The sequence below is a fragment of the Variovorax sp. P1_H2 genome, assembly GCF_056405295.1.
Genome location: NZ_JBFUCJ010000031.1, coordinates 20565 through 46692, shown reverse-complemented (window position 1 = coordinate 46692; position 26128 = coordinate 20565). Strand labels below are relative to the sequence as shown.

Here is a 26128-nt window from a genome sequence, read left to right as displayed (position 1 = left end):
CCGATTCAGCGGTGCACGGGCTGGCCGGCCTGCGCGGTGACGGGCACTTCGGCCTCCAACTCGTAGTCGTCGGCCTGGAAGAACGCGTTGCGCACCTGGTCGGCGCGCTTGCGGGCGCGCATCAGGCCCCGGCCCTCGGCCGAACGCGCCGCTCCCACGGCGTGCAGCACGCGCACKGCATCTTCCGCAGTCGCCACCGGCAGCGCGGCCAGCGTCACCGGACCCTTCGCAAGGTAGGGCAGGAGGCCCTGCAGCACGTCCTGGTCGCTGAAGGAAAACGCCTCGGCCTCGGCGCGGCGCAGGGCGGCGCTCAAGCGGCTTTCGTCGTCCACCACCAGCGGCGACTGATCGGCGTGGGCGGCCTCGCGGTCGCGCACCGTCCAGCGCAGCACGCCGCCGGGCAGGCGGATTTCGCTGGTCGCCAGGCGCGCGGCCAATGCGTCCAGCAGCAGATCATGCGCCGGCGCAGGCCGGTCCTTGAGCCAGGCCATGGTGCGGCCCAGCGCCGATTCGGCACCGTAGTCCAGCGACAGGGCCTGGCGCAGCAGGCTGGTGAAGCGCCGGACATAGTTGTTCATCTCCGAACGCAGCATCGGCAGCTTCAAGCCGCAAGCGGCCTCCACCATGCTTTCGATGCGATCGGCCAGCCACAGCATCGGACTGCGGCCCTGCACCTCGCGTTCCAGCCAGGGCGCCTGCTGCAACAGGTGGCCGTCCGCCCGCGTGCGGATTTCTTCGGGCAGGGCGCGCACCTCGTCCAGCGTCTCGACGATCTGCCCGCGGTGCCGCTCGGCGGAGTCGGCCACCAGGCGCACCGCGTATTCGCGGGCGAAGCGCTTCTCGATGAACTCGTTGAACTCGCCCCAGGCCACCTTCTGCGCCAGCGCCTCGCGCGTGAGGCTCTGGATCAGCTGGCGAAAGTACTCGATGTCGTCCTGCAGGTCTTGCACGACACGGCTGGCGAACTCGTGGGCGTCGAGCAACTCGTCGGCATCGCGCGTGTCGAGGAAGGCCACCAGCGCCTTGCGCGCCGAGCGCATGTTGCGCTGGCGCGTCTTGACGCGCGAATCGTCCAGGTTGGCAAAGGTCTCGCTGAAGGCCTTGCCCGCGCGGCTGAGCTTCAGCGTCGGCTTGAGGTCGATGGGGTCGCGATAGTCCTCCAGCCAGCCGTGCTCCTTGAGCTTGCGCAGCAGCTCGCCGGCATGGCTGCGTTCTTCTTCGGCTGTCACCGACCGTCCCGCATCGAAGGCCAGCGCGCGCAGGGTGGGGTCGGAGAGGGCGCGCAGGATCACTTCGAGAACCACGTCCCGCGTCAGCGCTTCGGCGTAGTCCGCGTTGGCGCCGTGCACCCGTTCATGCAACTGCCGGAGCACGGCCGCGCACAGCTCGCGATTCTCGTGGGTGAGCGGACGGAAGAAGTGCTCGCGGGGTGGGATGAAGAAGGTCATGGAACCGCATATCTTGCAGGAGTTCCGGATTGGCTTCGATATCGGTCGCCGGATGCGGGCCTGTCACCGGGACGAGCCCAACGCCCGCAGCAACTGCTCCGCCAGCGCCCGCGCCATCTGCGGGTCTGGCAGGGGCAGCTTTAGATAGCGTTTTCCGGACGCTGCGTCGGTGTGAACCATCGGCAGCGCCGGGGCACCGTCCGAGCCCGGGCGGTGGTCGGCTTGTTCGGAGAGTGTCTTCAGCAGTTGCATGCCTGCCTGCAGCAAGGGGGCCCAGGGATCGGCCGCAACGCGACCGGAGGTGTCCGGTTCGGCCGAATCCCCGGACACGTTCTGCCGCGTGGCTTCGTGCTGCCCCGGCACATCCTCGTCCTGCGGACTCTGCGGCGAGGCGGGCAGGGGAATGCCCTCGGTGATCTTGTCCACGCTTTCCATGAAGCGGCTCAGGCTACTGCCCTCCATGAAGACGGCGCTGGCGCCACCATCGAGCACGCCGGCGAACAGCGACTTCTTGAACGACAGCACTGACAGCATGCCCTCCTCGATGCTGCCTTCGGCCACCAGGTTGATCACCTGCACGCCGCGACGCTGTCCCATCCGGTGGACGCGGCCGATGCGCTGCTCCATGACGGCCGGATTCCACGGCAGGTCCATGTTGACGACCACGGCCGCGGCGTGCTGCAGGTTCAGGCCCGTGCCGCCCGCATCGGTCGAAAGGAACAGCCGGCACGCCGGGTCGTCATGGAAGCGCTGCACCAGCGCGCCGCGCTGTTCGGATGGCACGCTGCCGTGGAAGAACACATGGCCCCATCCCCGCGCGGCCAGCCGCCGGATCAGCACCTCGTGCGTGCCCAGCCACTGGCTGAAGACCACCGCCTTGGCCTGGGGGTCCTCGAACAATTCCTCGAGCAGGGTGACCAGTTCGTCGGCCTTGTGGCCGTGGTCGCTTTCATGGTCGAGCAGCCAGGTGCTGTTGCAGGCCATGCGCATGTATTGCAAGGCGCATTGCAATCGCCGCTGATCGGAATCGGACAGGAAGCCCGTCTTGCGCCAGCGCTGCACGATGCGGGTGACGATCATGCCGTTCTCGTCGTGGTGCACCCGTTGTTCGGGTGTCAGCGGAACGAACAGGGTCTGGTCCACCCGCTCGGGCAACTGGCTCAGCACCTCGGATTTGCGCCGCCGCAGCAGGATCGGCGCGAGCGTGGCGCCGATGCGGTCCAGGTTGCGGTAGCCGATCACGCGCCCGGCGTCGTCGGTGTCCTGGTGCTCGTGAAGCAGGCGCCACGTGGGGCCCAGGCAATTCTGATCGACGATCTGGACGATGGAGACCAGCTCCTCCAGCCGGTTTTCGAGCGGCGTCCCCGTCAGCACGATGACGTGCGGACAGAGGGAGGGTGCCGAGATGCGCTTGATGGCCCGCGCGGCCCGGGTGTTCCAGTTCTTCACGCGCTGCGCCTCGTCGACGATCAGCAACTCGGGCGCCCAGTCTTGCGCCAGATCGGCGTCGCGCACCAGGGCTTCGTAGTTCATGATCTTGCAGAACGCATCCTCGCGCCATTGGCCCTGGCGCGCCGTGCGCAGGCCGCCCAGCACCTGCGCATCGCGGCCGGAGAAGCGCTTGATCTCGCGCTGCCACTGCTGCTTGAGCGAGGTCGGGCAGACCACGAGCACGCGCTGAACGCCGAAGTGGCGGGCCATCAGCTCGACCGCGGCGATGGCCTGGACGGTCTTGCCCAAGCCCATCTCGTCGCCGATCAGCACACGCCCGGCGCGTGCTGCGAACAGGGCACCCTCGATCTGGTAGGGATACAGCCGGGTGTCCAGCAGCTTGGCCAGTCCCTTGTCCTCGATGCCCTTGGGATAGGCCGCGACCAGCACCTGCAGGCGATGCTGCGCATCGCGCGCCTGGGCCACGAAGGCCAGTGCGTCCTCGTGAACCTGCAGCGTGTGGCCTTTCGACTCCGCGAGCTTGCGTGCTGCGTCGATGAAGCCATCGAGCTGCAGCAGCCTGTCGTCCGGCAGCCGTGCGTCGTCGGCCAGGTCGAACAAGCCACCCGCCAGTTGCTGCAGCTTGGCCGGGCACTGCGCGCCGGCACGCCAGCGCACCGAGCGCTGATCGCCGTAGTGCAGCCATATTTCACTGAATTCGGGCTGGTATCCCTGCCGGAAGGCAGCTTTCGCGCCACGCTTGCCCTGGAGCTTGTGCAAGGCGAACTCGATGTGCTTGCAGGTGCCCAGGCCGTTGGTGGCGTAGTCCGCGCAGGCGCAGAAGTTGTCGCCGGCCGCCAGGCCGCGGATGGCTACGCGATAGCTGGACTGGCTGCCGGGGTTGCCGACGTGGTAGTCGCCGAATAGCGGGGCGGATCCCAGCGCCTGGAGCGTGAAAGCCTGCTCGGCCCCGAACTGGCGGCGCAGTGCGCGCTGCCAATCGGCGGGGGCCATGTCATCGGGGCGCCGCCGGGGCGACAGGCGCGGTGCCGCCTTGAGGGGCTTCCTGGGCTTGAGGGGTCTCTTGGCCTTGGCGGGCCGGGCATTGCTGATCTGGAAGGAGGTGTCGGTCATCGGATCGCGCCCTCGGCAAGGGCTTGTGGGTGGCGAGCGGGACGGGGTTTCCGGATGGCTTGAGCGATCGCGAAACCCGACGGCTTGCCGCGGTAGCGAGCCTCCGACGTGCTCATGATCTTGGAAAGTCTATCAGCCAGTTCCTGTGACGAAACAGGACGTGGGGCCAGCGTGAAGCGTGCGCTCGCGCCACCGTATTCGCAGGCTGCGAGACTGGCGTTTGCGGCAGGCGTCGATCGCGAGATGTCCCGCAGCGCGCGTGGACCTGCACTTTGGTTGCCTTCAAATTTGCCGCGATCGACCAGGAAGAGCGGGACATGTTCCATAGGCAGGCCCATGCGGCCCCTGATGGCGTCGAGCCATTCGAGGCCAAGGGTGGGCCGACTCGCTCCTTGAGCCTTCGCAAGAGGGAAGACTCGCACCCCACCCCGTCACATTGCACGCAGGGGTTTGTGTAGCTTGGAAAGCAAATGAACGCGAACAAGATCGCATCGGCCCGCACCTTGGGCTCTGATTTGGCGAAGGTGGACAGCCACCAGGTGCAGGCCTCGGAGTACGACGAGTTGCCGGAACTGTCGGATGACATGCTGGCGCGAGCAACGGTGAACCGCGGCGGCCGGCCACGCTCGGCATCAAGCAAGGTGCTGCTGTCGGTTCGGTACAGCCAGGAGGTGGTCGACTTTTTTCGGGCGACGGGCGACGGCTGGCAGTCCCGGATGGACGGAGTGCTGAAGGAGTACGTCGCGCAGCATTCGCGTAGATAGATAGGGAGCGCGCCGGCGGGTTGAGCTGGTGCTCATGACCACCTTCAAGCCCAGCTCATAGCCAGGGCGACGAGGAATGCGAGGAAGAGGGCGGCCCCTCCTTGCGAATGACGGACGCGGATATTCGATGCGCTCAACCGCGCGAGCAGCCTGGAGCTGATCCAGCGGCGGCTCAGTCCAGGCCGAGGATGGCCCGGTTGCGGGCCTTGAGCGTGTCAACCGTCTTCGCCGTCGCGCCCGGGCCGGGTTCGAGACGCACGTCGCGCAGCCCGAGACTGCGCCTCCCCACGCGCAGGCCCATGGGCTCGACAGGCTGACCGCTGTCGTGCTCGACGAGCCGCAGCGGTGCTTCGTGCCCGCACCACTGGTCGCCCCATTGCATCAATGCGACGAGTGCCGGATAGAGAGCCTCGCCCTTCTGCGTCAGCCGGTACTCGTTGCGCCGTTCGCTGCCCTCGGTCAGCACCTTGTCCAGCACGCCGTGCTCGACGAGGTGGTTCAACCGCGCAGTCAGCACATTGCGCGCAATGCCCAGGCGGCGCTGGAAGTCATCGAAGCGCGTCGTGCCCAGCGTGCACTCGCGCACGATGAGCAGGCTCCACCACTCGCCGACCTGATCGAGCGCGCGCGCGATCGAGCAGTTCATGCCGTCGAAAGTCTTTCGGTACATGGGGCCATCCTACCCTCGATAGTTGCGTGACGCAACTTGATTGGCTATAGTCAGTTTCGTCACGCAACTATTTTGATTCGACCCACGCCGCTGCGGCGCGGGTCCCTCTGGAGTTCCTCATGGACAAACGCCTCCTCGTTCTGGCCAGCGGCATGTTCGCGATCGGCACCGACAGCTTCGTCGTCGCCGGCGTGCTGGCCCAGGTGTCCGCCTCGCTCGGTGTATCCGTCGCGCTGGCCGGGCAGATGGTGACGCTCTACGCGCTGAGCTATGCGCTGCTGTCGCCGGTCATCGCGGCGACCGCCGCGCACTGGCCGCGCAAGCGGCTGCTGCTCACCGGCCTTGTGATCTTCGTGCTCGGCAATGTCATGACCGCCTTGGTACCGAGCATCGAACTCGTGTTGGCCAGCCGGCTGCTGGCCGGCTTGGGCGCTGCCATGTTCAGCCCGACGGCGACGGCCACCGGTGCGTCGCTGGTGCCGCCCGAGCAGCGCGGCCGCGCGCTGGCCATCGTCATCGCCGGCCTGTCCAGCGCGACGGCGCTGGGCGCGCCGCTGGGCACCTTCATTGGAGGATGGCTGGACTGGCGCGCGACGATGTGGTTCGTCGCAGCCGTCGGCACCCTGGCCGCGGTCGGCGTGGCTTGGCGCCTGCCGGACATCCCGAACCCGCCGGCCGTCAGCCTCGCGCGCCGTCTCGAGCCGCTGGGCGATGCACGCGTGCTGCTCACGCTGTTGACCACCTGGCTTGTCTATGCGGGCCTCTTCCTCGTCTACACCTATATCGGCTCAAGCTTCGACCGCGCCACCGGCGGTGACGCGCGCGTGCTGGCTGGGCTGCTCCTGCTCTGGGGCGTGGCCGCGACGATCGGCAACCTGGCCGCCGGCCGGCTGACCGACCGCTTCGGTAGCCGCCGCATCATCAACGCCGCCATCGCCATCGTCGCGCTTGACTTCGCGCTGCTGCCATGGAGCTCGGCCTCGCTCGCGACCGCCGTGCCCGCCCTCGTCGTCTGGGGCCTGTGCGGCTGGGGCCTGCTCGTGCCGCAGCAGCACCGTCTGATCGGCATCACGCCGGCCGCGGCGCCGCTGCTGCTGGGGCTGAACTCGGCCGCCATCTATGTCGGCGTGTCGATGTCGGGGCTCGTCGGCGGAGCGGCACTCACGTGGTTCGACAGTCATTCCCTCGGCCTCGTCGGCGCGGTCTTCATCGCGGTGGCGCTGTTCGTTGCCGAACGGGCGCACCAGCGTATTGCACGAGCGGTTCGCCACCCGGCCGGCCCGGCCGCCGCTGCGTCCAGCACGGCCCGCTGAGGCGATGGCGCGCTCGCGCCGAGGCGGCCTGAAGGCATCAGCTCTCGTTGTGCGCGACCTGCACGCGGCTGCGCGTGCGGGCCGCGACGTCGTAGACGTTGAAGTCCTTCATCGAGCGTCCGTACAGGTGCAAGCTCACGGCCCTTGGGCGCTCGGTCGGAACACCGGTCATGTGGATGTGATCCGGATTCGGTACAAAGCTTGTCACGGCGCCGCGCGTGAGCAACAGGACGCCGCCGCGCGCAAGTTCGATGTCGTCGTCGCCACCCTCGGGCGACATGCGTAGATAGCTGCGCTCCTCCAGCACGCCTTCGACGACGCCGACAACGCCCCAGCTGCCGTGATCGTGCACCGGTGTCCACTGGCCCGGACGCCAAACCAGCGCGTAGAGCGACAGGCCGTGGTCCGGGTCGTCACGGATGAGGTTTCGTGCGTACCCGTTCGGATCGCTTCGATAGTGCTGCGGCTGCAGGAACGCAGCGGCTTCACCTATCAACTCCAGCATCAGCGGCGCCAGGGCCAGCACGCGATCGGCGGCCTCCGAATGCATGCGGCTGCGTGCAGCAGCCTGGGAGAGAAAGTCGTCCAGCGTGGATGTCGTCATGGCGAGATTGTCTGCGGCCCATCCGAGAAACGGTCTTCGTCCAAGGCCGATTACCAGTTTTCCGTGATGGTGTGATTGAAACAAAAGACACACACTTAAACATGTTTCGTTGAGTTTGTCTTCATTTCGGAAATCACTCATGCCGGCGCCTGTCCAAGCCAATAGCACCTTCCGTCAGCCCTGGCGCTGCGTGTCCACATCACTCGCAAGAACCCTTCGGCATCCGCTGCCAGTGCTTGCACTGCTTGTCGCCGGGAGCGCCTGCGCGGCCGACTATTCGGCGGGCGGCGCGGGCAACGGAGGACTTGGATCTTCCGGCGGGACGGGAGGCGCCGGAGGCGGCGCAGCCGTGGTCTCGGGAGAGGGCGCCACCGCGGTCGGTGCGGGCGGTGACGGCGGCGCCGGCACCTCTGGCGGAATCGGCGGCGCGGGTGGGGCGGGCGCCAGCGCCACCGCTATCGGCGCGACGGCCGTCGGCGGCGGTGGTGCCGGCGCGCGAGGCGATGCGGGGGGAACGGGCGGCGCAGGGGGAACTGGCGCCCAGGCTTCGGCGGGCGGTGCGATCGCGCTCGGTGCGGGAGGCGCGGGAACCGACAGTTGTTGCGGCAACACCGGCTCGGCGGGCGGCAGCGGCGCGCAGGCTTCCGGCAACGCCGCGGTCGCCATCGGAAGCGCCTCGGGCACCAGCCGGGGCGCCTTGGCATCCGGCGACGGCAGCACCGCGATCGGCGGCGCGAACAACGGGGCTTCGGGCGCGACCGCATTGGCCACGGGCAGCGTGGCGATCGGGTCCGGCAGCCAGGTCGCAAGCGGCGCGAACGGCAGCGTGGCCATCGGCGCGAACTCGGTCGCCACGGCGGCCAACACGGTGTCTTTCGGGTCCGCGAGCCAAACGCGTGGCCTGGTCAATGTCAGCGCCGGATCGGTGGCCGCCACGAGCACGGACGCCATCAACGGCGGCCAGCTGTATACCGTGCAGCAGACCTCGAACACGGCGGCATCGGCCGCCACGGCTGCACAAGCCACCGCCAACTCCGCGCTGGGCGTGGCGCAGAACTCGGCGCAGTACGGCGCGGGCGGCACCTCGCTGCAGCTCAACGCCAATGGCGGCGCAGGCACCACCATCAGCAACGTCAGCGCAGGCCAGGCGTCCACCGATGCGGCCAATGTCGGCCAGGTGCAGCAGGCCCAGCAAACGGCCGTCGCCACGGCGAACAACTTCACTGTCCAGCAGGTCAGTGCGCTTCAGAACCTGATGAATCAGGCGTTGGCCAGCGGCGTGTGTGCGGTGGGGGCCGGCGGCGCCGTTGCCTGCGGTGCCGGGGCCGCCGCGAGTGGCGCGGGCAGCACCTCGATGGGCACCAACGCCCAGGCCAATGGAGAGAAAACCGTCGCCATCGGGAATGGTGCCCAGGCCAACTATGCCGGCTCGGTCGCCATCGGCGCGGGCGCCAGGGCGCTGGCCGATCCCACGACCGCGGTGGGCAACGACGCAGTGGCCGCCGGCAACAACGCCGTTGCCCTTGGGGCCAATACGCTGGCCACGGGCAGCAATGCAGTCGCGCTGGGGCAGGGGTCGTTGGCCGATCGGGACAACACCGTGTCGGTGGGCAACGCAGCCACCGGCCAGTTGCGCGGCATCACGAATGTCGCGCCGGGCCTGCTGGGCACCGATGCCGTCAACGTCAATCAGTTGCAGCAGGCGGTGGGCAAGGCGAACGACTTTGCGGCGCAAGGCGTGGCAGCCTCGTTGGCCATGCCGTCAATGCCGGCGCTGCCGGCGGGCAAGAAGTGGATGGGCGCGGCGGCTGGCAACTATGCCGGCGCGTCAGCCGTCGGCTTCGCTTTCGGCTACCAGGTCAGCGACAGCCTGAACCTCGGGCTGGGCGTCTCCACCGCAACCAGCGGCAGCAGCAACCGCGCCGCCGCCCGCGTGCAGGCAGGCTACGCCTGGTGACGAAGGTCGCTCGGCCGATGCTCGCCGCCGCTCAGGGGAACCGGACCACGGGCCCCTCGGCCTTCGTGCCCGGCGGCACGTAGGCGGGGGCCGGCGTACCGGCCGCGCCCAGCGAACGGGTGTAGGCGTAGATGGCCTTGAGGTCGGCGTCGCTCATCGCGCGGACGTTGAACCAGGGCATCGGCGGCCTCGGCTCCATGCTGCGCGCGTAGCGCAGCCACTGTTGCTCGCTCATGCCGGCGAAGAGCAGCCGCAGGTTGGTGGCATAGGTCGTGCCCCAGGGGCCTTGCCAGCCGAGGCCGTCGCCCGTGAGCCAGAGGCTTTCGTCGACCCGCCCATTCTTCGCGCCGTAGTTCGGCGTATGGCAATCGTTGCAGCCGGCCACCTTGATCAGGTAGTGGCCCCGTTGCAAGGGACTGGCGGGCGCTGCGGCGGGCTGTGCCGCGGCGGCGCACGCGGCGCCAGCGAGGGCCAGGCCGGCGGCTACTTTCCAGAGAGATGCGTTCATGACAAGCTCCTTTCTGCTGCGGCGACCAGGGCCCGGATGGCCCAGCGCCTGACCTTGCGTGCCTCGGCGTCGTCGAGCCGCAGCACGTCCTTGAACACGATGGCGGATTCCGGGCCCATCACCAGGGCCAGGGCATGCTTGAGGTGCTTCAGCGCCGCGGGCGAGAAGCGGTCGCTCGCCGGCGCCAGCGCGGCTTCGATCAGCGGCGTGCGCCGGTTCTGCCGCGCCGGCAACTGCGCGTCGGTCTCGCCCCGGGCGCTGAGCTCCAGCGACTGCGCCAGCATCAGGCGCAGAGACACCTCGTTGGCCACTGTCATCGCATGCAGCGCGTCGTCGACGCGCTCCAGCCGCGCGACCGGGTTGGCCGCCGGTGCGCCGGCCAGCACCTGCTGCGCATCCGGCGTGTCGACGTCGATCGCGGCCTCCAGGTAGAGCGCCTCGACCTTCGGAAAATAGCGATAGGCCGTGGCGCGGGACACCTGGGCTTGCGCGGCGACTTCCTCCAGCGTCGGCCGGCCGCCGCGCGGCATCAACTCGGCTGCCGCTTGCAAGAGGGCCTGGCGGGTGCGCTGCTTCTGCTGGTGGCGCAAGTCCGTGCCGGTCATGGCGCGGGCACGGACTGCGGCAACTGCTGAACGATGGCGGCCATGTCGACCCAGACGTTCTCGCGGCCGATCTGGCCGTCGTCCGTGAACTCGATGACGTGCAGCAGCCGGAAGCTCAGCGGCCGGTCTTGTCCGTCGAGCCCGAACGGCCGCCCGGGCGCCTGGCCGCTCCACAGCGAGTCATCGACCATGAAGCCGTCGCCATAGAGGCGCCGCAACGACTTCACCTGCCCGTGCGACAGGTCGGCGAACAGAGTTTCGTAGAACGGCCGGGCGCCCTCGCGGCCGCGGCTCGGCCCGGTGGGCCAGCCGACCACGTCGTGCTCGACCTCGGGGGCCAGGGTGCGCAGGACGCCCGCGACGTCGTCCCGGGCCTCGAAGCCGAAATGCTCGTCGAGCCGGCGGTCCATTTCTGCAGGGGTGAGTGGCATGGCAATGGGTCCTTTCAAGAAGTCGTGTCTTGTCGGTGATTTGGTGAGATGAAAATCTCACGATGAGAATTGTAGATCGTGAAAAAGGCGCAGGCAAGACGCTGGGCCGGCGCATGGCGATGGCATCGTCGGACGCCGAGTGGTGCAACGCATGGTCCGCGACGGCGAACTGAGGCGCGTCGACAGAGGCCTGTACGACAGACCGACCATCAACCGTCTCGCCCAACGGCCCCAGCGTTGCTGCCTTGCAGGAGGCCATCAACGCGGTGGCCCCAAAGCCCGCCGCGCGCAAGGCGGGGGCCGCGTGATCAACTACGTCAGCGACCGCGCACGCGAAGAGCCCTTCATGTTCGGAAAGGCTGTGCGTGCGCCGCCGGAAATGGCCTGTCCGGGATGGTTTTCACCGGAGACCTGGGCGGGGTGTAAGCGCGTTCCGCCAAAGCCTTGGCGAGCACATCGGACGGGTCTATCAGGCGCACGCTCGGGTGGCGCGACAGCGTACGCAACGCCAAAGGAATCTCCGTGCAAGCAAGCACCAATGTGGAGAGGCCATGACGCTCTACCAGGCGTTGGGCAACCGTCTCGAAGTGCATGCGCGCCAAACCAAGATTGCCTGCTTTCACACCGTCGCAAATTCCATTCATCACCAGCATCTGCTCTTCGCGCGTTGGCGCATGGCAATGAATGCCTGCTCGCTGCAACTCTGACTCGTACAGATGGGTCTTGTGTGTACCCATCGTGGCCATCAGACCCACTGCCTCGACGCGATCTGTCCGGAGCTTGCTGACGGTTTGTTCCACGATGTGCAGCAATTCCACTTCCGGACAACTGTGCTGCAGTGCTTCATGCCACGCATGCGCTGTGTTGCACGGTATGGCTACCGTCTTGGCCCCCAAGGCTTTCAGTTGCCGCAACCCTGCCACCAGCCCGGGCAACGGGCTGGGCGCCCCATCGATCAATGCGTTGGTTCGATCAGGCACCGGCAACTGTGCGAGCCAGTGTTCGGGAAAGGCCTGATCGACGATCAACTCTCCACGCCCCTTCAGAAACGCATCGCAAGCCTGAACGAACAATTGGATGAAATTGGCCCCCGCAGCCGGGCCCATCCCGCCCAGAATGCCGACAATGGCCGGCCTGATCTCTCTCACTTGATGATTCCCCATGACACAGACACGATCAGCGCAGCATCGACGACATGGCTGAACAGCAGTTCAGCATGCGCACCGCCGCTTCCACCGTGTCGGCGGTGAAGCGCAGGGTGACGCCGTCGAGGCGCTCGAACGCCGGCCACTGGCAGAACAGGTCGGCCAGCGAAGGCGACTGGGTGCGCAGCGTGACCACCTGCGGTCCCTTGAAGACCAGTGGGCGCGCATGGGAGCGCGCAGCCAGCGCCTGCGCCACGCCGGCACGGATCGCCTGGCGCGACTGTTCGGGCGAGAGCGACACACCGCTGTTGAAGCCCGTGGCCCGCTTGGTCTGCACGAAGGTGGCATGCGGAAAGATCGGCCGGTTCTCGGCGATGAACACATCGTCCCCGCTGCCCATCACGACCGGCACGCCGTATTCGCCGGCCAGGGCGCCGTAGAGCCCGGCCTCGCCCAGCGCCTGCTCGGCCAGCCAGATGCCGGCAAAGGCAAAGCTGTTGATCGTGTGCGCGAGGATGCCGCGTCCCTGGGCGCGTGAGTGGTAGCCCACCATGCAGACCGCGTCCACGCCTTCCTCGACGCCCGCCACCATGCTCAGGTAGCGTGGCTTGCCCTGCACGACGCGCGCGCGTGGGTCGAGCACGTCGGGCGGCATGTTGCGAAAGCCGCCATGCGAGTCGTTGACCAGCACCTCGGTGGCGCCGGCGTCGAAGGCGCCGGCGATCGCGGCATTGGCTTCCTGCGTCATCAGCAGGCGGGCGCGTTCGAACTCCGGGTTGCCGGGGCGGGTCTGCTCCGAGTGGTAGACGCCCGCGACGCCTTCGATGTCGGTGGAGATCAGGACTTTCATGTGGGAACGCGCAATTGCGCGAAGGAGGAAAGAGAAGAGGCTGGCAGCAGCTCGCTGAGTGCCGCCCGGTGGTTGCCATCGCGGCCCGTCACGGCCGTGGCGCGCCAGAGGGCGTGCAGGATGGCCTGCTCGGTGCTGTCGGCTGCAGCCTGGAAGAGGCCATCGAGCAACCCGTCATGCACCATCGCAATGGCCGGCATCGGGCGATCGACCCGGTCTGGCACCGTGTAGCCGGTGGAGAAGGCCAGCACGATGTCGCCGCTGCCATGGCCGAAGACCGAACCGGTGCGCGCCAGCCCGGCGCCCGCGCGCAGCGCCAGCCGGCGCAACTGACGCGCATCGAGCGGCGCATCGGTGGCGACGACGATGATGATCGAGCCCTTTTCCGGCTCTGTGGGCACAGCCCGGCTTTGCGCCGCCAGCCGTTCGCCGACCGCGTGACCGGCAAGCACCATCTGCGGCTGACGCCCGTAGTTGGCCAGTACCAGCGCGCCCACCGTGTGCAGCTCGCCATCGGGTGCCGACGACACGCGGCGCGAGGCGCTGCCGATGCCACCCTTGAGCTGAAAGCTCGACATGCCGCGTCCCGCGCCGACCGAGCCTTGGGCGAAGTCGGCATCGGCGCCGGCCAGTGCGTGCAGGTAGTCGGCTTCGGTGACCGCCAAGCGCTGGATGTCGTTGAGAAAACCGTCGTTGCACTCGAAGACCAGCGGATTGACCGTGGGCAGCGACCGGCCGCTCTCGGGATTGGCCGCCACGCAATGGCGGATCTGCGCCGTGGCAACCGTGCCGACCGAAAAGGTGTTGGTCAGCGCGATCGGCGTCTCCAGCACGCCGAGCTCGGCCAGCTGCACCAGGCCCACGCTCTTGCCGAAGCCGTTGAGCACCACGGCGGCCGCCGGCACCTTGTCGCGGAACGGATCGCCGGCGTGCGGCCGCACGACCGTCACGCCGGTCTGCACGTCGCCGTCATCCAGCGTCTGGTGACCGACCGTGACGCCTTCGACGTCGGTGATGGCGTTGCGCGCGCCCTGGCGCAGGTTGCCGATGCAGGGCAGGGGAGTGGATGACATGAAGAAGGAATTACTGCCGGTCGATCTTCGGATCGAGCGCATCGCGCAGTGCGTCGCCCAGCAGGTTGAAGGCCAGCACGGTGAAGAAGATGGCCAGGCTCGGGAACAGCGCCACGTGCGGCGAGGTGACCATGTCGGCGCGGGCCTCGTTAAGCATCGCGCCCCACTCGGGCGTCGGCGGCTGCGCCCCCATGCCGAGGAACGACAGGCTGGCGGCCGTGATGATCGAGGTGCCCACGCGCATCGAGAAGTAAACGACGATCGACGAGATGGTTCCCGGCAGGATGTGCCGCACGATGATGGTCCAGTCCGACGCGCCGATGCTGCGCTCGGCCTCGATGTAGGTCTGCTGCTTCAGCACCAGCGTGTTGCCGCGCACCAGGCGCGCGAAGGCCGGCACGCTGAACACCGACACCGCCACCACCACGTTGGTCATGCTGCTGCCCAGGATGGCGACAACGCCCAGCGCCAGCAGGATGCCGGGGAAGGCGAACAGCACGTCCGAGATGCGCATCACGATGCGGTCCCACCAGCCTTCGTAGTAGCCCGCGAGCAGGCCGAAGGCCGTGCCGATGAAGCCGCCCACCAGCACCGACAGGAAGCCGGCGGCCAGCGAGATGCGCGTGCCCATCAGGATGCGGCTGAAGATGTCGCGCCCCAGCGGGTCGACGCCGAACCAGTGCGTGGCCGAAGGCCCGCTGTTGAGCATGTCGTAGTCGAAGAAGTTCTCCGCGTCGAAGGGCACGACCCACGGTGCGAACACCGCCACGGACACCAGCAGCAGGACGAAGATCGCCGCGACGATGCCCACGGGCTGCTTCTTGAAGCGGCGCCAGCATTCGCCCCAGGGCGTGCGGACCTTGCCCGCGGTTTGCACCACGGCGACAGGGGCGAGTGGAACGATGAATTCGGCAGGCACGCCGGAAGCTTGCGTCATGGCTGCTTGCTCACTTGTAGCGGATGGTGGGGTTGATGAAGCCATAGAGCACATCGACCACCAGGTTGATCAGGATGAACTCGAGCGAGAACAGCAGTACCAGCGTCTGGATGACCGGGTAGTCGCGCATCTGCACGGCATCGACCAGCAGGCGGCCGAGGCCGGGCCAGTTGAAGACCGCCTCGACAAGGATCGAGCCGCCCAGAAGAAAGCCGAACTGCAGGCCCATCATCGTGACGACCGGAATCAGCGCGTTGCGCAGGCAGTGCTTGATGATGACGGTGCGCTCGCGCACGCCCTTGGCGCGCGCGGTGCGCACGAAGTCTTCCTGGATCACCTCGACAAAAGACGCGCGCGTGAAGCGCGCCATCACGGCGGCCACCGCCGCACCCAGCGTGATCGAGGGCAGGATGTAGTGCTTCCAGGTGGCGGCGCCCACCGTGGGCAGCCAGCCGAGCTGAACCGAGAAGATCTGCATCAGCAGCATGCCGAGTGCAAATGCAGGAAAGGAGATGCCCGACACGGCCAGCGTCATGCCCAGCCGGTCGGGCCATTGGTTGCGGAACACGGCAGAGACGATGCCGATGCCCATGCCGAAAATCACCGCCCACACCATGCTGGTGATGGTCAGCATCACCGTCGGGAAGAAGCGCTCGGCGATCTCCGTCGACACCGGCCGCCGCGTGCGGATCGAGGTGCCGAAGTCGCCTTGCAGCATGCGGGTGAAGAAGCTCGCGAACTGCTGAGGCAGCGGCTTGTCGAGGCCCAGCTCCTGGCGCACCACGGCCACGGTCTGCTCGTCGGCGTCCTGGCCGGCGGCAAGGCGCGCCGGGTCGCCTGGCAGCATGTGGACGAACAGGAACACCAGCACCGCCACGATGAGCAGCGTGGGGATCAGGCCCAACAGTCGTTTGAGAAAGTAATTCAGCATGGGGTGCGGGTGTCGCGAACGGGCGGCAGCAAGCGTTGCCGCCCGCCGGACAGTCAGTCAGGGAACGAAGGACCGGCGATCAGTTCGACACGGAAATGGCGTCGATGTTGATGTTGGCGTCAGGCATCACGAACACGCCCGACAGACGCTTCGAGTGCGCCGACAGGTTCTGCTCCGTGACCAGCGGCACGCGCGGCAGGTCCTTGCGGATTTCGTCCTGCGCGGTCTTGTAGAGCGCGGCCTTTTCCTTGTCGTCCACGGTGATCAGCGCCTTGGCGAGCGCGGCGTCCACCACGTCGCTCTTGTAGAACGACATGTTGTTGAGCTTCGGCGCCCACGACTCGGAGGCGAACAGCGGGCGCAGGCCCCAATCGGCTTCACCCGTGGACGAAGACCAGCCCGTGTAGTACATGCGGACCTTGGCCGTCTTGGGGTCGGGCCAGGCATCGACCTGCTCCGTGCGCTGGCCCACCTCGAGCGCCAGCACCTGCAGCTTGATGCCCACCTGTGCGAGCTGCTGCTGCACGAACTGGATGGTCTTCTGGCTGGTCGTGTTGTTGTAGGCGCTCCACAGCACCGACTCGAAGCCGTCCGGGTAGCCGGCTTCCTTCAGCAGCTCCTTGGCCTTCTTCACGTCGTACGGAATCGGGGCCATCTTCTCGGCGAACTTCACGCCCTGCGGCATCACGCCCTGCGCGGGGAAGGCATAGCCGCCGAAGGCGACCTTGGCGAGCGCTTCCTTGTTGATGGCGTAGCCGATCGCTTCGCGCACCTTCGGGTTGTCATAGGGCTTCTGCAGCATGTTGAAAGCCAGGAAGCGCGTGATGATCGAGGGCGACGCCACCACTTCGAGCTTGTCGCTCTTCTTCAGCAGCTCGGCCTGCTCGTAGGGAATGGGGAAGGCGAAGTCGGCCTCGCCGGTCTGCAGCATCGCGGCGCGCGTGTTGTTCTCGAGCACCGGCTTCCACGAGAGGTTGTCGATCTTCGGGTAGCCCTTCTTCCAGTAGCCGTCGAACTTCCTGGCCTTGACCGCATCGGTCTGCTTCCACTCGACGAATTCGAAGGGGCCGGTGCCCACGGGGTGGAAGGCGATGTCCTTGTTGCCCCACTTCTGCAGCGCGGTGGGCGAGATCATTGCAGCCGAGGCGTGGGCCAGCGAGTTGATGAAGGGGCCGAAAGGCTCCTTCAGCGTGATGCGCACGGTGCTGGCGTTCACCGCCTCGACCTTGCCCACGCGGTTGAACTGGTTGTAGCGCAGCAGCTTGTTGTCCTGGTTCAGCACGCGCTCGAGCGTGACCTTCACGGCCTCGGCGTTGAAGTCGGTGCCGTCGTGGAACTTGACGCCGGTGCGCAGCTTGATGGTGTAGACCAGGCCGTCCTTCGACACGTCGTAGCCCTCGGCGAGCACGTTCTGCACCTTCAGGTCCTTGTCGAACTGGAACAGGCCTTCGTAGAAGGACTTGGTCACCGCCGTGGTGATGGTGGTGTTGGTGTTGTACGGGTCCAGCGTTTCCGGCTGGTAGCCGATCGACAGCACCACGTCGCGCGCGGCCAGTGCCGTGCCCGATGCGGCCAGCGCGGTCAGGCCCAGCAGTGCGGATGCCCAGCGCAGGGAGGAAGAGGATTGCTTCAAGGAAGAACTCCAGTCGGTTCGTGGAAAAAAGCAGGAGGGCCTGCGGGATGAAAAATCAGAAAGCGGCGCCGATGGCGTCAAGAATCAAAAGGCCCCGCCGATGGCGTCAAAAATCAAAAGGCCCCGCCGATGGCGTGGCGGGCAACGAAATGGCCGGGTGCGACCTGCACCAGCGGCGGCACGTCGGGCTCGTCGCCGACGGCGCGGATCGGGCTCGGGATCTCGCCTTCGAGCAATGCGCGTGGCTTGTGGCGGCGCGACGGATCGGCCACCGGCACGGCTGCCATCAGCTTGCGGGTGTAGGCATGCTGCGGCGCCTCGAACACCGCGCGGCGCGGGCCGATCTCGACGATCTGGCCCAGGTACATCACGGCCACGCGGTGGCTGATGCGTTCGACCACGGCCATGTCGTGCGAGATGAACAGGAAGGCCACGCCCAGCTCGCGCTGCAGGTCGAGCATGAGGTTGACGATCTGCGCCTGGATCGACACGTCGAGCGCCGACACCGATTCGTCCGCCACCACCACCTTGGGGCTGAGCGCGAGCGCGCGTGCAATCGCGATGCGTTGGCGCTGGCCGCCCGAGAACTCGTGCGGATAGCGCTGTGCCACCTCGGGCGGCAGGCCGACCTTGCGCAGCAGCCAGTCGACGCGCTGCTGGGCCTCGGCGCCTTTGGCGATGCCGTGGATCAGCAGCGGCTCCATGATCGAGAAGCCGACCGTGACGCGCGGATCGAGCGAGGCGAACGGATCCTGGAAGATGAACTGGATGTTGCGGCGCAGGGCCTGCAGTTCGCGCGTGGGCAGCTCGCGGATGTTCTTCCCGCCAAACTCGATCGCGCCACTCTGGCTCTCGACCAGGCGCAGCAGCGAACGACCGGTGGTCGATTTGCCGCAGCCCGATTCGCCAACCAATGCCAGCGTCTCGCCGGGGTAGAGATCGAAGCTGATCTTTTCCACCGCATGCACGCGGCGCTTCACGCGGCCGAAAATGCCGCTGCGCACGTCGAAGCGTGTGACCAGATCGCGCACGCGAAGGATCGGGCCGGCCTCTTCGCGCACGGTGGTCTGCGGCGTGGTGTGGGTGCACGGCACGGCCTCGGGGCTGCCCTCGGTGCGCAGCAGCTCGAACTTGGCCGGGAGGTCGGTGCCCTGCATCGCGCCCAGCTTCGGCACCGCCGACAGCAGGGCCTTCGTGTAGGGGTGCTGCGGCGCGGCGAACACGGCGTCCGAGCTGCCCGCTTCCACCTTGTCGCCGCGGTACATGACGAGCACGCGGTCGGCAATCTCGGCCACCACGCCCATGTCGTGCGTGATGAAGAGCACGCCCATGCGCATCTCTTTCTGCAGCTCGCGGACGAGCTGGAGGATCTGCGCCTGAATGGTCACGTCGAGCGCGGTGGTGGGCTCGTCGGCAATCAGCAGCTGCGGCTTGCACGACAGCGCCATCGCGATCATCACGCGCTGGCGCATGCCGCCCGAGAGCTGGTGCGGAAAGCGGTCGAGCACGTTGCGCGCTTCGGGAATGCGCACCAGCTCCAGCATGCGCAGCGTTTCGGCACGCGCGGCCGCATTGCTCTTGCCCTGGTGGATGCGGATGGCCTCGGCAATCTGTTCCCCGGCGGTGAACACCGGGTTCAGCGAGGTCATCGGCTCCTGGAAGATCATCGCGATGTCTGCGCCGCGAATGCCGCGCATCGTGCCGTCGCGCGCCTGCGCCAGGTCGAGCACCTCGCCATTGCGACGGCGAAACGCCATGCGCCCGCCGAGGATGCGGCCGCCGCCATGTTCCACCAGCCGCATCAGCGCGAGCGAGGTGACCGACTTGCCCGAGCCTGATTCGCCCACCACCGCGAGCGTTTCGCCATGGTCGACGTGGAAGGACAGATTCTTGACGGCATCGACGGTGCGCTCGGAAGTCRAGAAGCGCACGGTGAGGTCGTCGACGGCGAGAACGCGACCGTCCGGGAGGGCGAGGGCAGGGCTGGACATGGGAGTGCGAGGGGAAGAGGGCGTGTGCGTCAGGCGAAGATGGCCGTGACCGGCGCTTCATCGCCGCGGGCGTGGCCGCGGTACATGCCTTCGGTGTTGAAGGCGAGGCTCAGGTTGCCGTGACGGTCGACGGCGATCAGCCCGCCGCTGCCGCCGATGGCGGGCAGCGACTGCCGCACGACGGCGTGCGTGGCGGCTTCGAGCGTTGCGCCGCCGTAAGCCATGCGGGCGCAGACGTCGTGGGCCGCCGCAACGCGGATGAACGTCTCGCCGCTGCCGGTGCACGAGACGGCCGCGGTGCGGTCGTCCGCGTAGGTGCCGGAGCCGATCAGCGGCGTGTCGCCGATGCGGCCGACGCGCTTGTTGGTCATGCCGCCGGTCGAGGTGGCTGCCGCCAGGTGACCGTGCATGTCGAGCGCCACGGCGCCCACGGTGCCGAACTTGCGGTCTTCGTCGAGCGGTGGCGTCATGGCCGCGCCTTCGTGGTCCACGACCACGCGGCCGGTGTCGCGTACACGGTAGAGCTGTTGGCGGCGCGCCTCGGTGGAGAAGAACGAAGGCTCGACCATCTCCAGCCCGTGTTCACGTGCGAAGACTTCGGCGCCCGCACCGGCCAGCAGCACATGGGCGCCGTCTTCGAGCACGGCGCGCGCGGCGCGCACCGGGCGGCGGATGTGGCAGACGCCGGCAATCGCGCCGGCGGCGAGCGTGGCGCCGTCCATCACGGCGGCATCGAGCTCATGCGTTTCGTCGTGCGTGAACACCGCGCCGTGACCGGCGTTGAAGAGCGGGCAGTCTTCGAGCATCTCGACCGCGAGGCACACGGCGTCCATCGCCGATGCGCCTTCGAGCAGCATCGCCTGCGCGGCGCGCGTGATGTTCTGCAGGGCGTCGTGGTACGCCTGTGCCTGCGCTGCGTTGGTCGTGGCTGCGCTGATGGTGCCTGCGCCACCGTGAATGGCGATGACGGGAATGCCGGGGAATTTCATCGGGAAGACTTCTTCTTTTTCTTGAGGGTGTCGGCCTTGTCGGCCTTGCCGGCCGCGGCGTCCAGGCCGGCGCGGTGCGTACCGGTTTCGGCGCGCGGCAAGCCGTTGGCACCGTGCAGCCACGGTCGCACGGCTTGCAGGACGCGGCCCGCGGACTGCACCGCGTCCGGCGCACGCAGCGCGACGGCGCTGGTCAGGGCCTCGATCAGCGCGAGCACGCTGGTTTCGCAGTTCGGGCGGTAGCGGGTTTCGGTCTGGCAATACAGCGCCACGTCGGCCAGCGGCGCGAGCGGCGAGCTTGGGCGGTCGGTCAGCGCGAGCACGGCGCAGCCCTGGCCCTTGGCGATCTGTGCGAGCGCCACGGTGTCGGTGAGGTAGCGCGGAAAGGTCAGGCCGATGAACAGGTCCTGCGGCCCCGCATGCATCAACGTGCGCGCCGCGTGCGTGACGCCGCTGACGCTGGACAGCATCCGAACGTCGTTGCAGCTGCCGTCGAGCCCGTGCTGCAGCAGGCCCGCGAGCCAGGCGCTGGCGCCGAAGCCCGCGATGTAGATCGAGCGCGCGCGGCCGATGCGCTGCACCGCGGCGTCGCAGGCGGYGTAGTCGAGCGTCTGGCGCGTGGCTTCGATGTTGCGGCGGCTCTCGTCGAGGGCGGTGGCGAACACTTCGGCCACGGTGGTCGGGCGCTCGAGGTTGCCACGCAAACGCTCCACCGGCGCCACGAGCGGCTCGAAGCCTCGGACGAGCTCCGCGCGAAAGGTGGCGTAGCCATCGAAATCCAGCGCGCGAGCAAAACGGTTGGCCGTGGCGATCGACACGCCCACGGCGGCGGCGAGTTCGTCGATGGGCAGCGTCGCCACCTGCAGCGGGTGTTCGAGCACGTAGTCGGCCACTTGCCGGTGCGAGCGGGTCAGTCGCGGCAAGGCCTGCGCAATGCGCTGGGCCACGGTGGTGCCCGGGGTGTCGACGCTGGTGCTCATGCGTGGGTTCGTGCACCTCGGAAGGTGCGTCGGATGTAAATCGATTTACAAAAATAAGTCAGCTAGGGAAATTTTCTGTCATTTTTGATCGGAATCGCAAGAACCGGGCCAGAAGGCAGGGTTTATGCGGATGCCGCCGTGTTCGCGGACGCTCGTTCAAGCTCGCCGCGGTTCGTCTCTCTGGATTTCCGGCGCCACTGCAAATTGACGCTTTTCTGCGCTACAGTGAAAAGCACGTAACCTATTGATTAATAATGTTTTTCACTATAAAAATGAAAGATACGAAAGCACAGTGAAAAATGGCCGGTACGATCGAGAACAGCGAAAGCCAGAAGCGGCAGTACATCGACGCGGAGAGCGTGTTCGATGAACTGCGTCGCGTGCGCAAGGAGGCGGCCCAGACGCGCGGCGGAATGATCTGGCGGGAGATCTCCGGCGGGAAGTACCTGATCCGGACGAGCCCGAAGGGCGCTCATAAGTCCCTTGGCGCCGAGAGCCCCGAGACCCTGAAGATCTACAAGAGCTTCACCGATCGGAAGGCGCAGATCAAGGAGCGGCTCGCCTCGATCGAGAACGCCGCGGAGGAACAGCGCCGGCTGAACCGCGCGCTTCGCGTCGGCCGTGTTCCCCCGGTCGTCGTTGACATCCTGAACGCGCTCGATAGCGCGGGGCTGTCCGAACATTTCTCCGTTGTTGGCACCCATTCCCTGTACGCCTACGAGAGCGCCTGTGGCGTGCGCTTCGTCCCGGCTGCGATGGCCACGAGGGACATCGATCTGCTCCTCGACACGCGCAAGCACCTGGCCTTCTTTTCACGCATGAAGGAGGCCGACGCTTCCTTCCTGGGACTGCTCAAGAAGGCCGACAAGACCTTCGTGCGGCTCGAGCACAAGAAGGAGACGGCGCGCAATGCTGCCGGCTTCGAGGTCGACGTGATTCGGCGCATGGCCAAGAATGGCGACCCGCACCCGTTAAGTGACGATGAGGACGATGTCCGGGCGGTCCAGGCGTCCACTGGAGATCGGATCCTTGGCTCGCCGAGATTCAGCCAGATGGTCGTCGCGACCAATGGCGAGATGGCGGTCATGAACACCATGCACCCGATGGACTTTGTGAAGATCAAGCGCGTGCTGGGCACGTACCCGACGCGAGACCCGCTCAGACGCACGAAGGATTTGCTGCAAGCGGACCTGGTCGAGGCGCTCGTTCATTCACACATGCCGCAGTACGCACGCGCCGAGGGAGCCATCGACGGTCCGGATGAGCCCGCCACCAGGCCGCCTGTCGGGTGATATGAGCCTCGCTCGCTACTGGCGCGTTCTCACGCCCGTCCTGTTCCGAGGGGAGCCGGAGAACCGCCTTCGCGAGCGAGGCCACCGCTACCGGCCGTGGGTCTTTGGAATGCCGGGATGAACAGCCTGCGCCTGCAGAAGACGTGGAGTCTGCCATCGCTTGACGGCGCCATCGAGAAGGCGCGTTTTTCGGATGTGAGGCCTGCGGTGCCGACACCGCGGGAGAAGATCGGCCGCTCGCCACTTCTGGGAAAGCGTTGACGACTGAGAGGCATCCTGCGAGATGCAAAGGCCCTTGCGCGCCTCGCCGCCCGTGCCTGACCTGCAAGTGGGGCCGCATCGCGCGCCGAGCGACGAACGCCCCTGGAACGCGCACACTGTTCGCTCTCGGCCTTGCCGGGATTGGAACGTCGGATGACGGAACTGAACATGGCGCGGCAGCGCGGGATCCTGGTGTGGGAGGCTGCTTGCGAGCGACTCAAGAACGCACTGCACGCGGCCGCGCATATGCCGCCAGCGACGCCCGAACAGGTCGTGGAAGCGTTGCGCCTCGCCCGCAAGGCCCTCGACGAGCTTGAACTGGCGTTTGCACCGGAAGACGCCGATTGATCACGGATGCCGGCCCCGTCGGGGGACCTGGCAGGCCTGACCAGCCAGGCGCTCTCCGCTGAGGTCTATATGCCCCCCCGGGGGGCTGGGGAGACACGCCATGGCCCTTTTTCTTGAAGCCGCCGAAGCCTTGGTCACCGACTATCTGCACGGACGCACCCTGCCGGAGGTGGTGCACAAAGCAGTAGTGCAAGCGGTTCGAACGCGGCTGATCGATGGGAAGCTGCCCATCCTTGACAAGGCGCTGTGTAGCGATATCGACCGCGAGGCGAGTTAACCGACCAGGTCAATCCGGACTGCGCACATGACCCTCGATCTCGTCGCGCGCGTCCCCAAGCGTCTGATACGCGCGGATCAGCGCCACTCGAATGACGTCCTGGTGAGTGGGCGCGTCAAAGCTCCGATCGCTGCTCAGCGAATTGGCGGATACGGCTGCGGCAACCAGCTGCACGGCTTGCGCAAAGCGTGCGTCGTCGATTTTGGTTTTTTCGCTCACGGACACCCTCCGGTGAAAGGGTTGGTGACATGCCCGATGGGCGGGGCAAGGTCGCCATCAGCAGCCGAGACAGGCATAGAAACGACATGCCGATGCGGGACTGTACGCCTGCGCCGCGCCGCCATCCTGATCGCGCGCAACTACTTGTCTCGACGAGCGCTGGCAGACGTGTCCGGCGGTTTCGGCGCAACGTCTTCCGGCTTCTTGTAGTCGCCGATCACGCCTTTCAAGGGGCAGATCGAGAATGCCGGACATTTCTTGCAGCCGACGGCTATGGCAATCGGGCACAGCGTCATATGGACCTCCTTCACGCGTGGCCGGCCAGCACAAGCATCGGGCCAACGCGCGACCAATGTACTCCTTGATGCAGCACCAGGTTGTGACCCAAGGGCAGATGTCCAACAAGCTCCAGGATGTCGCGGCCGATCTGCCAGTACAGCGATTGGCCACGCGGAGCGTAACATTCATCGGCAACTAGCGAAGGGGTCGACGGGTGTGAACGGGTCTGATCTCAGGCAGCGCCTGGCAGCGATCCTCGCCGCGGATGCGGCGGGCTATTCGCGCCTGATGGCGATCGACGACCGCGCGACCGTGGCCGCGCTCGATGCGGCGCGCGCGGTATTTCGTGCGCAGATCGAGTCGAACCAGGGCCGTGTGATCGACATGGCTGGCGACTCGGTGCTCGCCGTGTTCGAGACCGCGGCCGGAGCGGTGACCGCCGCCGTTGCTGTTCAGCATGAGTTAGACATGTCCTGCGACGCCGCTCCGCAGGATCGGCAAATGCGCTTTCGGATCGGCGTTCACATGGGCGACGTGATCGAGAAGGCGGACGGCACGGTGTACGGCGACGGGGTCAACATTGCCGCGCGGCTGCAGGCGCTGGCCGAACCGGGCGGCATCACCGTATCGGACGCAGTGCACGGGGCCGTGAGGAGCAAGGTCAGCGCGGAGTTTGTCGATCAGGGCGAACAGCAGGTGAAGAACATCGACCATCCAGTGCGGGCCTTCAAGGTGGCGCCCGCGAGGCCATCGGTGAATGTCGCCGCGGCGGCATCGCCATCGTCCGCGCCGGTGCTGCGTCTGCCTGACAAGCCCTCGCTCGCGGTGCTGCCGTTCACCAACATGAGCGGAGACCCCGAGCAAGAGTACTTCGCCGATGGCATCACGGAAGACATCATCACCGACGTCTCCCAGATATCCGGCCTGTTCGTGATCGCCCGCAACTCGTCCTTCACCTTCAAGAAGCAAAACGTCGACATCAAGGACGTCGGAAGGAAGCTGGGCGTTCGACATGTGCTCGAAGGCAGCGTGCGAAAGGTTGGCATGAGAGTGCGCATCAATGTGCAACTCATCGATGCCGAATCCGGCGGCCACGTCTGGGCCGAGCGCTATGACCGGGACCTCGAGGACATCTTCTCGGTCCAGGACGAAGTGACGCGAAAGATCGTCCATACGCTCGAAGTGACCCTCACCGGCAGCGAAAGGGCGCGCCGGCAGGATCGCGGCAAGGTCAATGTCGAGGCCTACGACTGCTTGATTCGCGCGAAAAGCTGCATCCGGGATTTCAATGCCGCGGCGCTCGTCGAGGCCCGTGCCATGCTGGAGCGCGCGCTGGCGATCGACCCGGGGCTGGCGCAGGCCTATGCGGGCTTGGCGCTATGCTGCGGCGTCGAGTATGTCAACGCATGGAATGGTCGCACGGCGAGCGATCTGGAACAGGCCCTGGCGCTGGCACGCAAGGCGTGCGAGGTCGACGCGTTCGAAGCGGTTTCGCATCACGCGCTGGCCGTCACCTTGATGTGGCTGCGAAGGCTGGACGAAGCCGAGAGCGAGGCGCGGCGGGCGATCGAGCTCGACCCGAACTCTTCCCAATCCCATGGGGCCCTGGGCAACGTGCTGCATTTCACTGGACGGCACGAGCAAGCGCTCGAATCGTTGGAACGGGCGCTTCGGCTCGACCCGGAATTCAACCTGTGGATGCATGCTCTGGGGCGGGCCCTGTTCGCCCTCGGGCGCTACAACGAGGCCGAAGCGACGTTCAAGCGGCGCCTGATCCATATGCCTGCATCGGACGTCACGCGCGCCTACCTTGCCTCGCTTTACGGTCATACCGATCGTCCAGACGAGGCCCGTCGAGTCTGGCGAGAACTGATGGCCATAAACCCCCAATACACGATCGAACACACGATGCGAGTCCTGCCGTACAGGAACCCCGCGCCGCTCGAACAGTTCGTGCAGGGTCTGCGCAAGGCCGGGCTGGCGCAATGAGTCCGGTATGCAGAGCTTCGGGCTGGTGCCAGCGGCCCCACCAGGAGCGCCACAGCACTGACGACTGCT

27 protein-coding genes are annotated in these 26128 nt (G+C 66.9%); 8 read left to right on the top strand and 19 right to left on the bottom strand.

Going from position 1 to position 26128, the window contains the following annotated elements; genetic code table 11:
* Positions 1-5: 5 nt before the first annotated feature.
* The 3 genes from AC1D2E_RS13505 to AC1D2E_RS13495 all read right to left on the bottom strand — a co-directional run bounded on the left by AC1D2E_RS13505 (position 6) and on the right by AC1D2E_RS13495 (position 4339).
* Positions 6-1448 (bottom strand): Wadjet anti-phage system protein JetA family protein, encoded by a 1443-nt coding sequence (locus AC1D2E_RS13505; protein WP_478197858.1) that lies wholly within the window; start codon positions 1446-1448, stop codon positions 6-8.
* Positions 1449-1511: 63 nt separating this feature from the next.
* The gene (locus AC1D2E_RS13500) at positions 1512-4013 is read right to left on the bottom strand and encodes a DEAD/DEAH box helicase (RefSeq protein WP_478197857.1); all 2502 of its coding nucleotides are present in this window, start codon (positions 4011-4013) and stop codon (positions 1512-1514) included.
* On the bottom strand, positions 4010-4339 hold the full coding sequence (locus AC1D2E_RS13495; protein WP_478197856.1) for a hypothetical protein: 330 nt from the start codon (positions 4337-4339) through the stop codon (positions 4010-4012). Before AC1D2E_RS13495 ends, AC1D2E_RS13500 begins: the two co-directional genes overlap by 4 nt.
* A 144-nt stretch (positions 4340-4483) precedes the next feature.
* On the opposite strand from AC1D2E_RS13495, the gene AC1D2E_RS13490 reads away from it, so the two are divergent.
* The gene (locus AC1D2E_RS13490) at positions 4484-4777 is read left to right on the top strand and encodes a BrnA antitoxin family protein (protein ID WP_478172796.1); all 294 of its coding nucleotides are present in this window, start codon (positions 4484-4486) and stop codon (positions 4775-4777) included.
* Positions 4778-4949: 172 nt separating this feature from the next.
* Here AC1D2E_RS13490 and AC1D2E_RS13485 read toward each other — a convergent pair whose 3' ends face one another.
* Complete coding sequence (locus AC1D2E_RS13485; RefSeq protein ID WP_478197855.1) at positions 4950-5447, bottom strand: winged helix-turn-helix transcriptional regulator; 498 nt, start codon at positions 5445-5447, stop codon at positions 4950-4952.
* A gap of 119 nt (positions 5448-5566) precedes the next feature.
* On the opposite strand from AC1D2E_RS13485, the gene AC1D2E_RS13480 reads away from it, so the two are divergent.
* Entirely contained in the window at positions 5567-6760 is a 1194-nt protein-coding gene (locus AC1D2E_RS13480) for an MFS transporter (RefSeq protein WP_478197854.1), read from the top strand.
* Between the two features lie 37 nt (positions 6761-6797).
* On the opposite strand, the gene AC1D2E_RS13475 is transcribed toward AC1D2E_RS13480, so the two are convergent.
* The gene (locus AC1D2E_RS13475) at positions 6798-7364 is read right to left on the bottom strand and encodes a cysteine dioxygenase family protein (RefSeq protein ID WP_478197853.1); all 567 of its coding nucleotides are present in this window, start codon (positions 7362-7364) and stop codon (positions 6798-6800) included.
* A gap of 232 nt (positions 7365-7596) precedes the next feature.
* On the opposite strand from AC1D2E_RS13475, the gene AC1D2E_RS13470 reads away from it, so the two are divergent.
* Entirely contained in the window at positions 7597-9321 is a 1725-nt protein-coding gene (locus AC1D2E_RS13470; RefSeq protein ID WP_478197852.1) for a YadA family autotransporter adhesin, read from the top strand.
* A 31-nt stretch (positions 9322-9352) separates the two neighbouring features.
* Here the strand turns inward: AC1D2E_RS13470 and AC1D2E_RS13465 are convergent, their stop codons facing one another.
* From AC1D2E_RS13465 to AC1D2E_RS13410, 12 genes are all read right to left on the bottom strand, one after another.
* On the bottom strand, positions 9353-9829 hold the full coding sequence (locus AC1D2E_RS13465) for a c-type cytochrome (RefSeq protein ID WP_478197851.1): 477 nt from the start codon (positions 9827-9829) through the stop codon (positions 9353-9355).
* Positions 9826-10434: a TetR/AcrR family transcriptional regulator gene (locus tag AC1D2E_RS13460; RefSeq protein ID WP_478197850.1), complete on the bottom strand. Its 609-nt coding sequence runs from the start codon at positions 10432-10434 to the stop codon at positions 9826-9828. The genes AC1D2E_RS13465 and AC1D2E_RS13460 overlap by 4 nt, the downstream gene beginning before the upstream one ends.
* Complete coding sequence (locus AC1D2E_RS13455) at positions 10431-10865, bottom strand: ester cyclase (RefSeq protein WP_478197849.1); 435 nt, start codon at positions 10863-10865, stop codon at positions 10431-10433. Before AC1D2E_RS13455 ends, AC1D2E_RS13460 begins: the two co-directional genes overlap by 4 nt.
* Before the next feature lie 344 nt (positions 10866-11209).
* A complete protein-coding gene (locus tag AC1D2E_RS13450) occupies positions 11210-12013 on the bottom strand; it encodes an aspartate/glutamate racemase family protein (RefSeq protein ID WP_478197848.1) in 804 nt (267 codons plus the stop codon).
* Positions 12014-12041: 28 nt separating this feature from the next.
* Positions 12042-12860: a M55 family metallopeptidase gene (locus AC1D2E_RS13445; RefSeq protein WP_478197847.1), complete on the bottom strand. Its 819-nt coding sequence runs from the start codon at positions 12858-12860 to the stop codon at positions 12042-12044.
* Positions 12857-13933, bottom strand: a complete 1077-nt coding sequence (locus tag AC1D2E_RS13440; protein WP_478197846.1) for a P1 family peptidase — start codon at positions 13931-13933, stop codon at positions 12857-12859. Before AC1D2E_RS13440 ends, AC1D2E_RS13445 begins: the two co-directional genes overlap by 4 nt.
* A 10-nt stretch (positions 13934-13943) precedes the next feature.
* Positions 13944-14870, bottom strand: a complete 927-nt coding sequence (gene gsiD / locus AC1D2E_RS13435) for a glutathione ABC transporter permease GsiD (RefSeq protein WP_478197845.1) — start codon at positions 14868-14870, stop codon at positions 13944-13946.
* A 10-nt stretch (positions 14871-14880) separates the two neighbouring features.
* Positions 14881-15801: a glutathione ABC transporter permease GsiC gene (gsiC, locus tag AC1D2E_RS13430; protein ID WP_478197844.1), complete on the bottom strand. Its 921-nt coding sequence runs from the start codon at positions 15799-15801 to the stop codon at positions 14881-14883.
* A gap of 79 nt (positions 15802-15880) precedes the next feature.
* Positions 15881-17434, bottom strand: a complete 1554-nt coding sequence (gsiB, locus tag AC1D2E_RS13425) for a glutathione ABC transporter substrate-binding protein GsiB (protein WP_478197843.1) — start codon at positions 17432-17434, stop codon at positions 15881-15883.
* Positions 17435-17547: 113 nt separating this feature from the next.
* Positions 17548-19425 (bottom strand): dipeptide ABC transporter ATP-binding protein, encoded by a 1878-nt coding sequence (locus AC1D2E_RS13420; protein ID WP_478197842.1) that lies wholly within the window; start codon positions 19423-19425, stop codon positions 17548-17550.
* A gap of 29 nt (positions 19426-19454) precedes the next feature.
* Positions 19455-20414, bottom strand: a complete 960-nt coding sequence (locus tag AC1D2E_RS13415) for an isoaspartyl peptidase/L-asparaginase family protein (RefSeq protein ID WP_478197841.1) — start codon at positions 20412-20414, stop codon at positions 19455-19457.
* On the bottom strand, positions 20411-21394 hold the full coding sequence (locus tag AC1D2E_RS13410) for a MurR/RpiR family transcriptional regulator (RefSeq protein ID WP_478197840.1): 984 nt from the start codon (positions 21392-21394) through the stop codon (positions 20411-20413). The genes AC1D2E_RS13415 and AC1D2E_RS13410 overlap by 4 nt, the downstream gene beginning before the upstream one ends.
* A 299-nt stretch (positions 21395-21693) precedes the next feature.
* Here AC1D2E_RS13410 and AC1D2E_RS13405 point away from each other — a divergent pair, with 299 nt between their 5' ends.
* From AC1D2E_RS13405 to AC1D2E_RS13390, 4 genes are all read left to right on the top strand, one after another.
* Entirely contained in the window at positions 21694-22686 is a 993-nt protein-coding gene (locus tag AC1D2E_RS13405) for a GSU2403 family nucleotidyltransferase fold protein (RefSeq protein WP_478197839.1), read from the top strand.
* 117 nt (positions 22687-22803) lie between these two features.
* Positions 22804-22947: a hypothetical protein gene (locus AC1D2E_RS13400; RefSeq protein ID WP_478197838.1), complete on the top strand. Its 144-nt coding sequence runs from the start codon at positions 22804-22806 to the stop codon at positions 22945-22947.
* Between the two features lie 153 nt (positions 22948-23100).
* Positions 23101-23295, top strand: a complete 195-nt coding sequence (locus AC1D2E_RS13395) for a hypothetical protein (RefSeq protein WP_478197837.1) — start codon at positions 23101-23103, stop codon at positions 23293-23295.
* 100 nt (positions 23296-23395) lie between these two features.
* Positions 23396-23572, top strand: a complete 177-nt coding sequence (locus tag AC1D2E_RS13390) for a hypothetical protein (RefSeq protein WP_478197836.1) — start codon at positions 23396-23398, stop codon at positions 23570-23572.
* A 9-nt stretch (positions 23573-23581) separates the two neighbouring features.
* On the opposite strand, the gene AC1D2E_RS13385 is transcribed toward AC1D2E_RS13390, so the two are convergent.
* Positions 23582-23791 carry a hypothetical protein gene (locus tag AC1D2E_RS13385; protein ID WP_478197835.1) on the bottom strand — a complete coding sequence of 70 codons (210 nt, stop codon included), beginning with the start codon at positions 23789-23791 and terminating at the stop codon, positions 23582-23584.
* A gap of 140 nt (positions 23792-23931) precedes the next feature.
* A complete protein-coding gene (locus AC1D2E_RS13380; protein ID WP_478197834.1) occupies positions 23932-24087 on the bottom strand; it encodes a hypothetical protein in 156 nt (51 codons plus the stop codon).
* A 199-nt stretch (positions 24088-24286) separates the two neighbouring features.
* Between AC1D2E_RS13380 and AC1D2E_RS13375 the strand changes: the two genes are divergently transcribed.
* Positions 24287-26059, top strand: coding sequence for an adenylate/guanylate cyclase domain-containing protein (locus AC1D2E_RS13375; RefSeq protein ID WP_478197833.1), 1773 nt, complete (start codon positions 24287-24289; stop codon positions 26057-26059).
* The last annotated feature ends 69 nt before the right edge of the window (positions 26060-26128 follow it).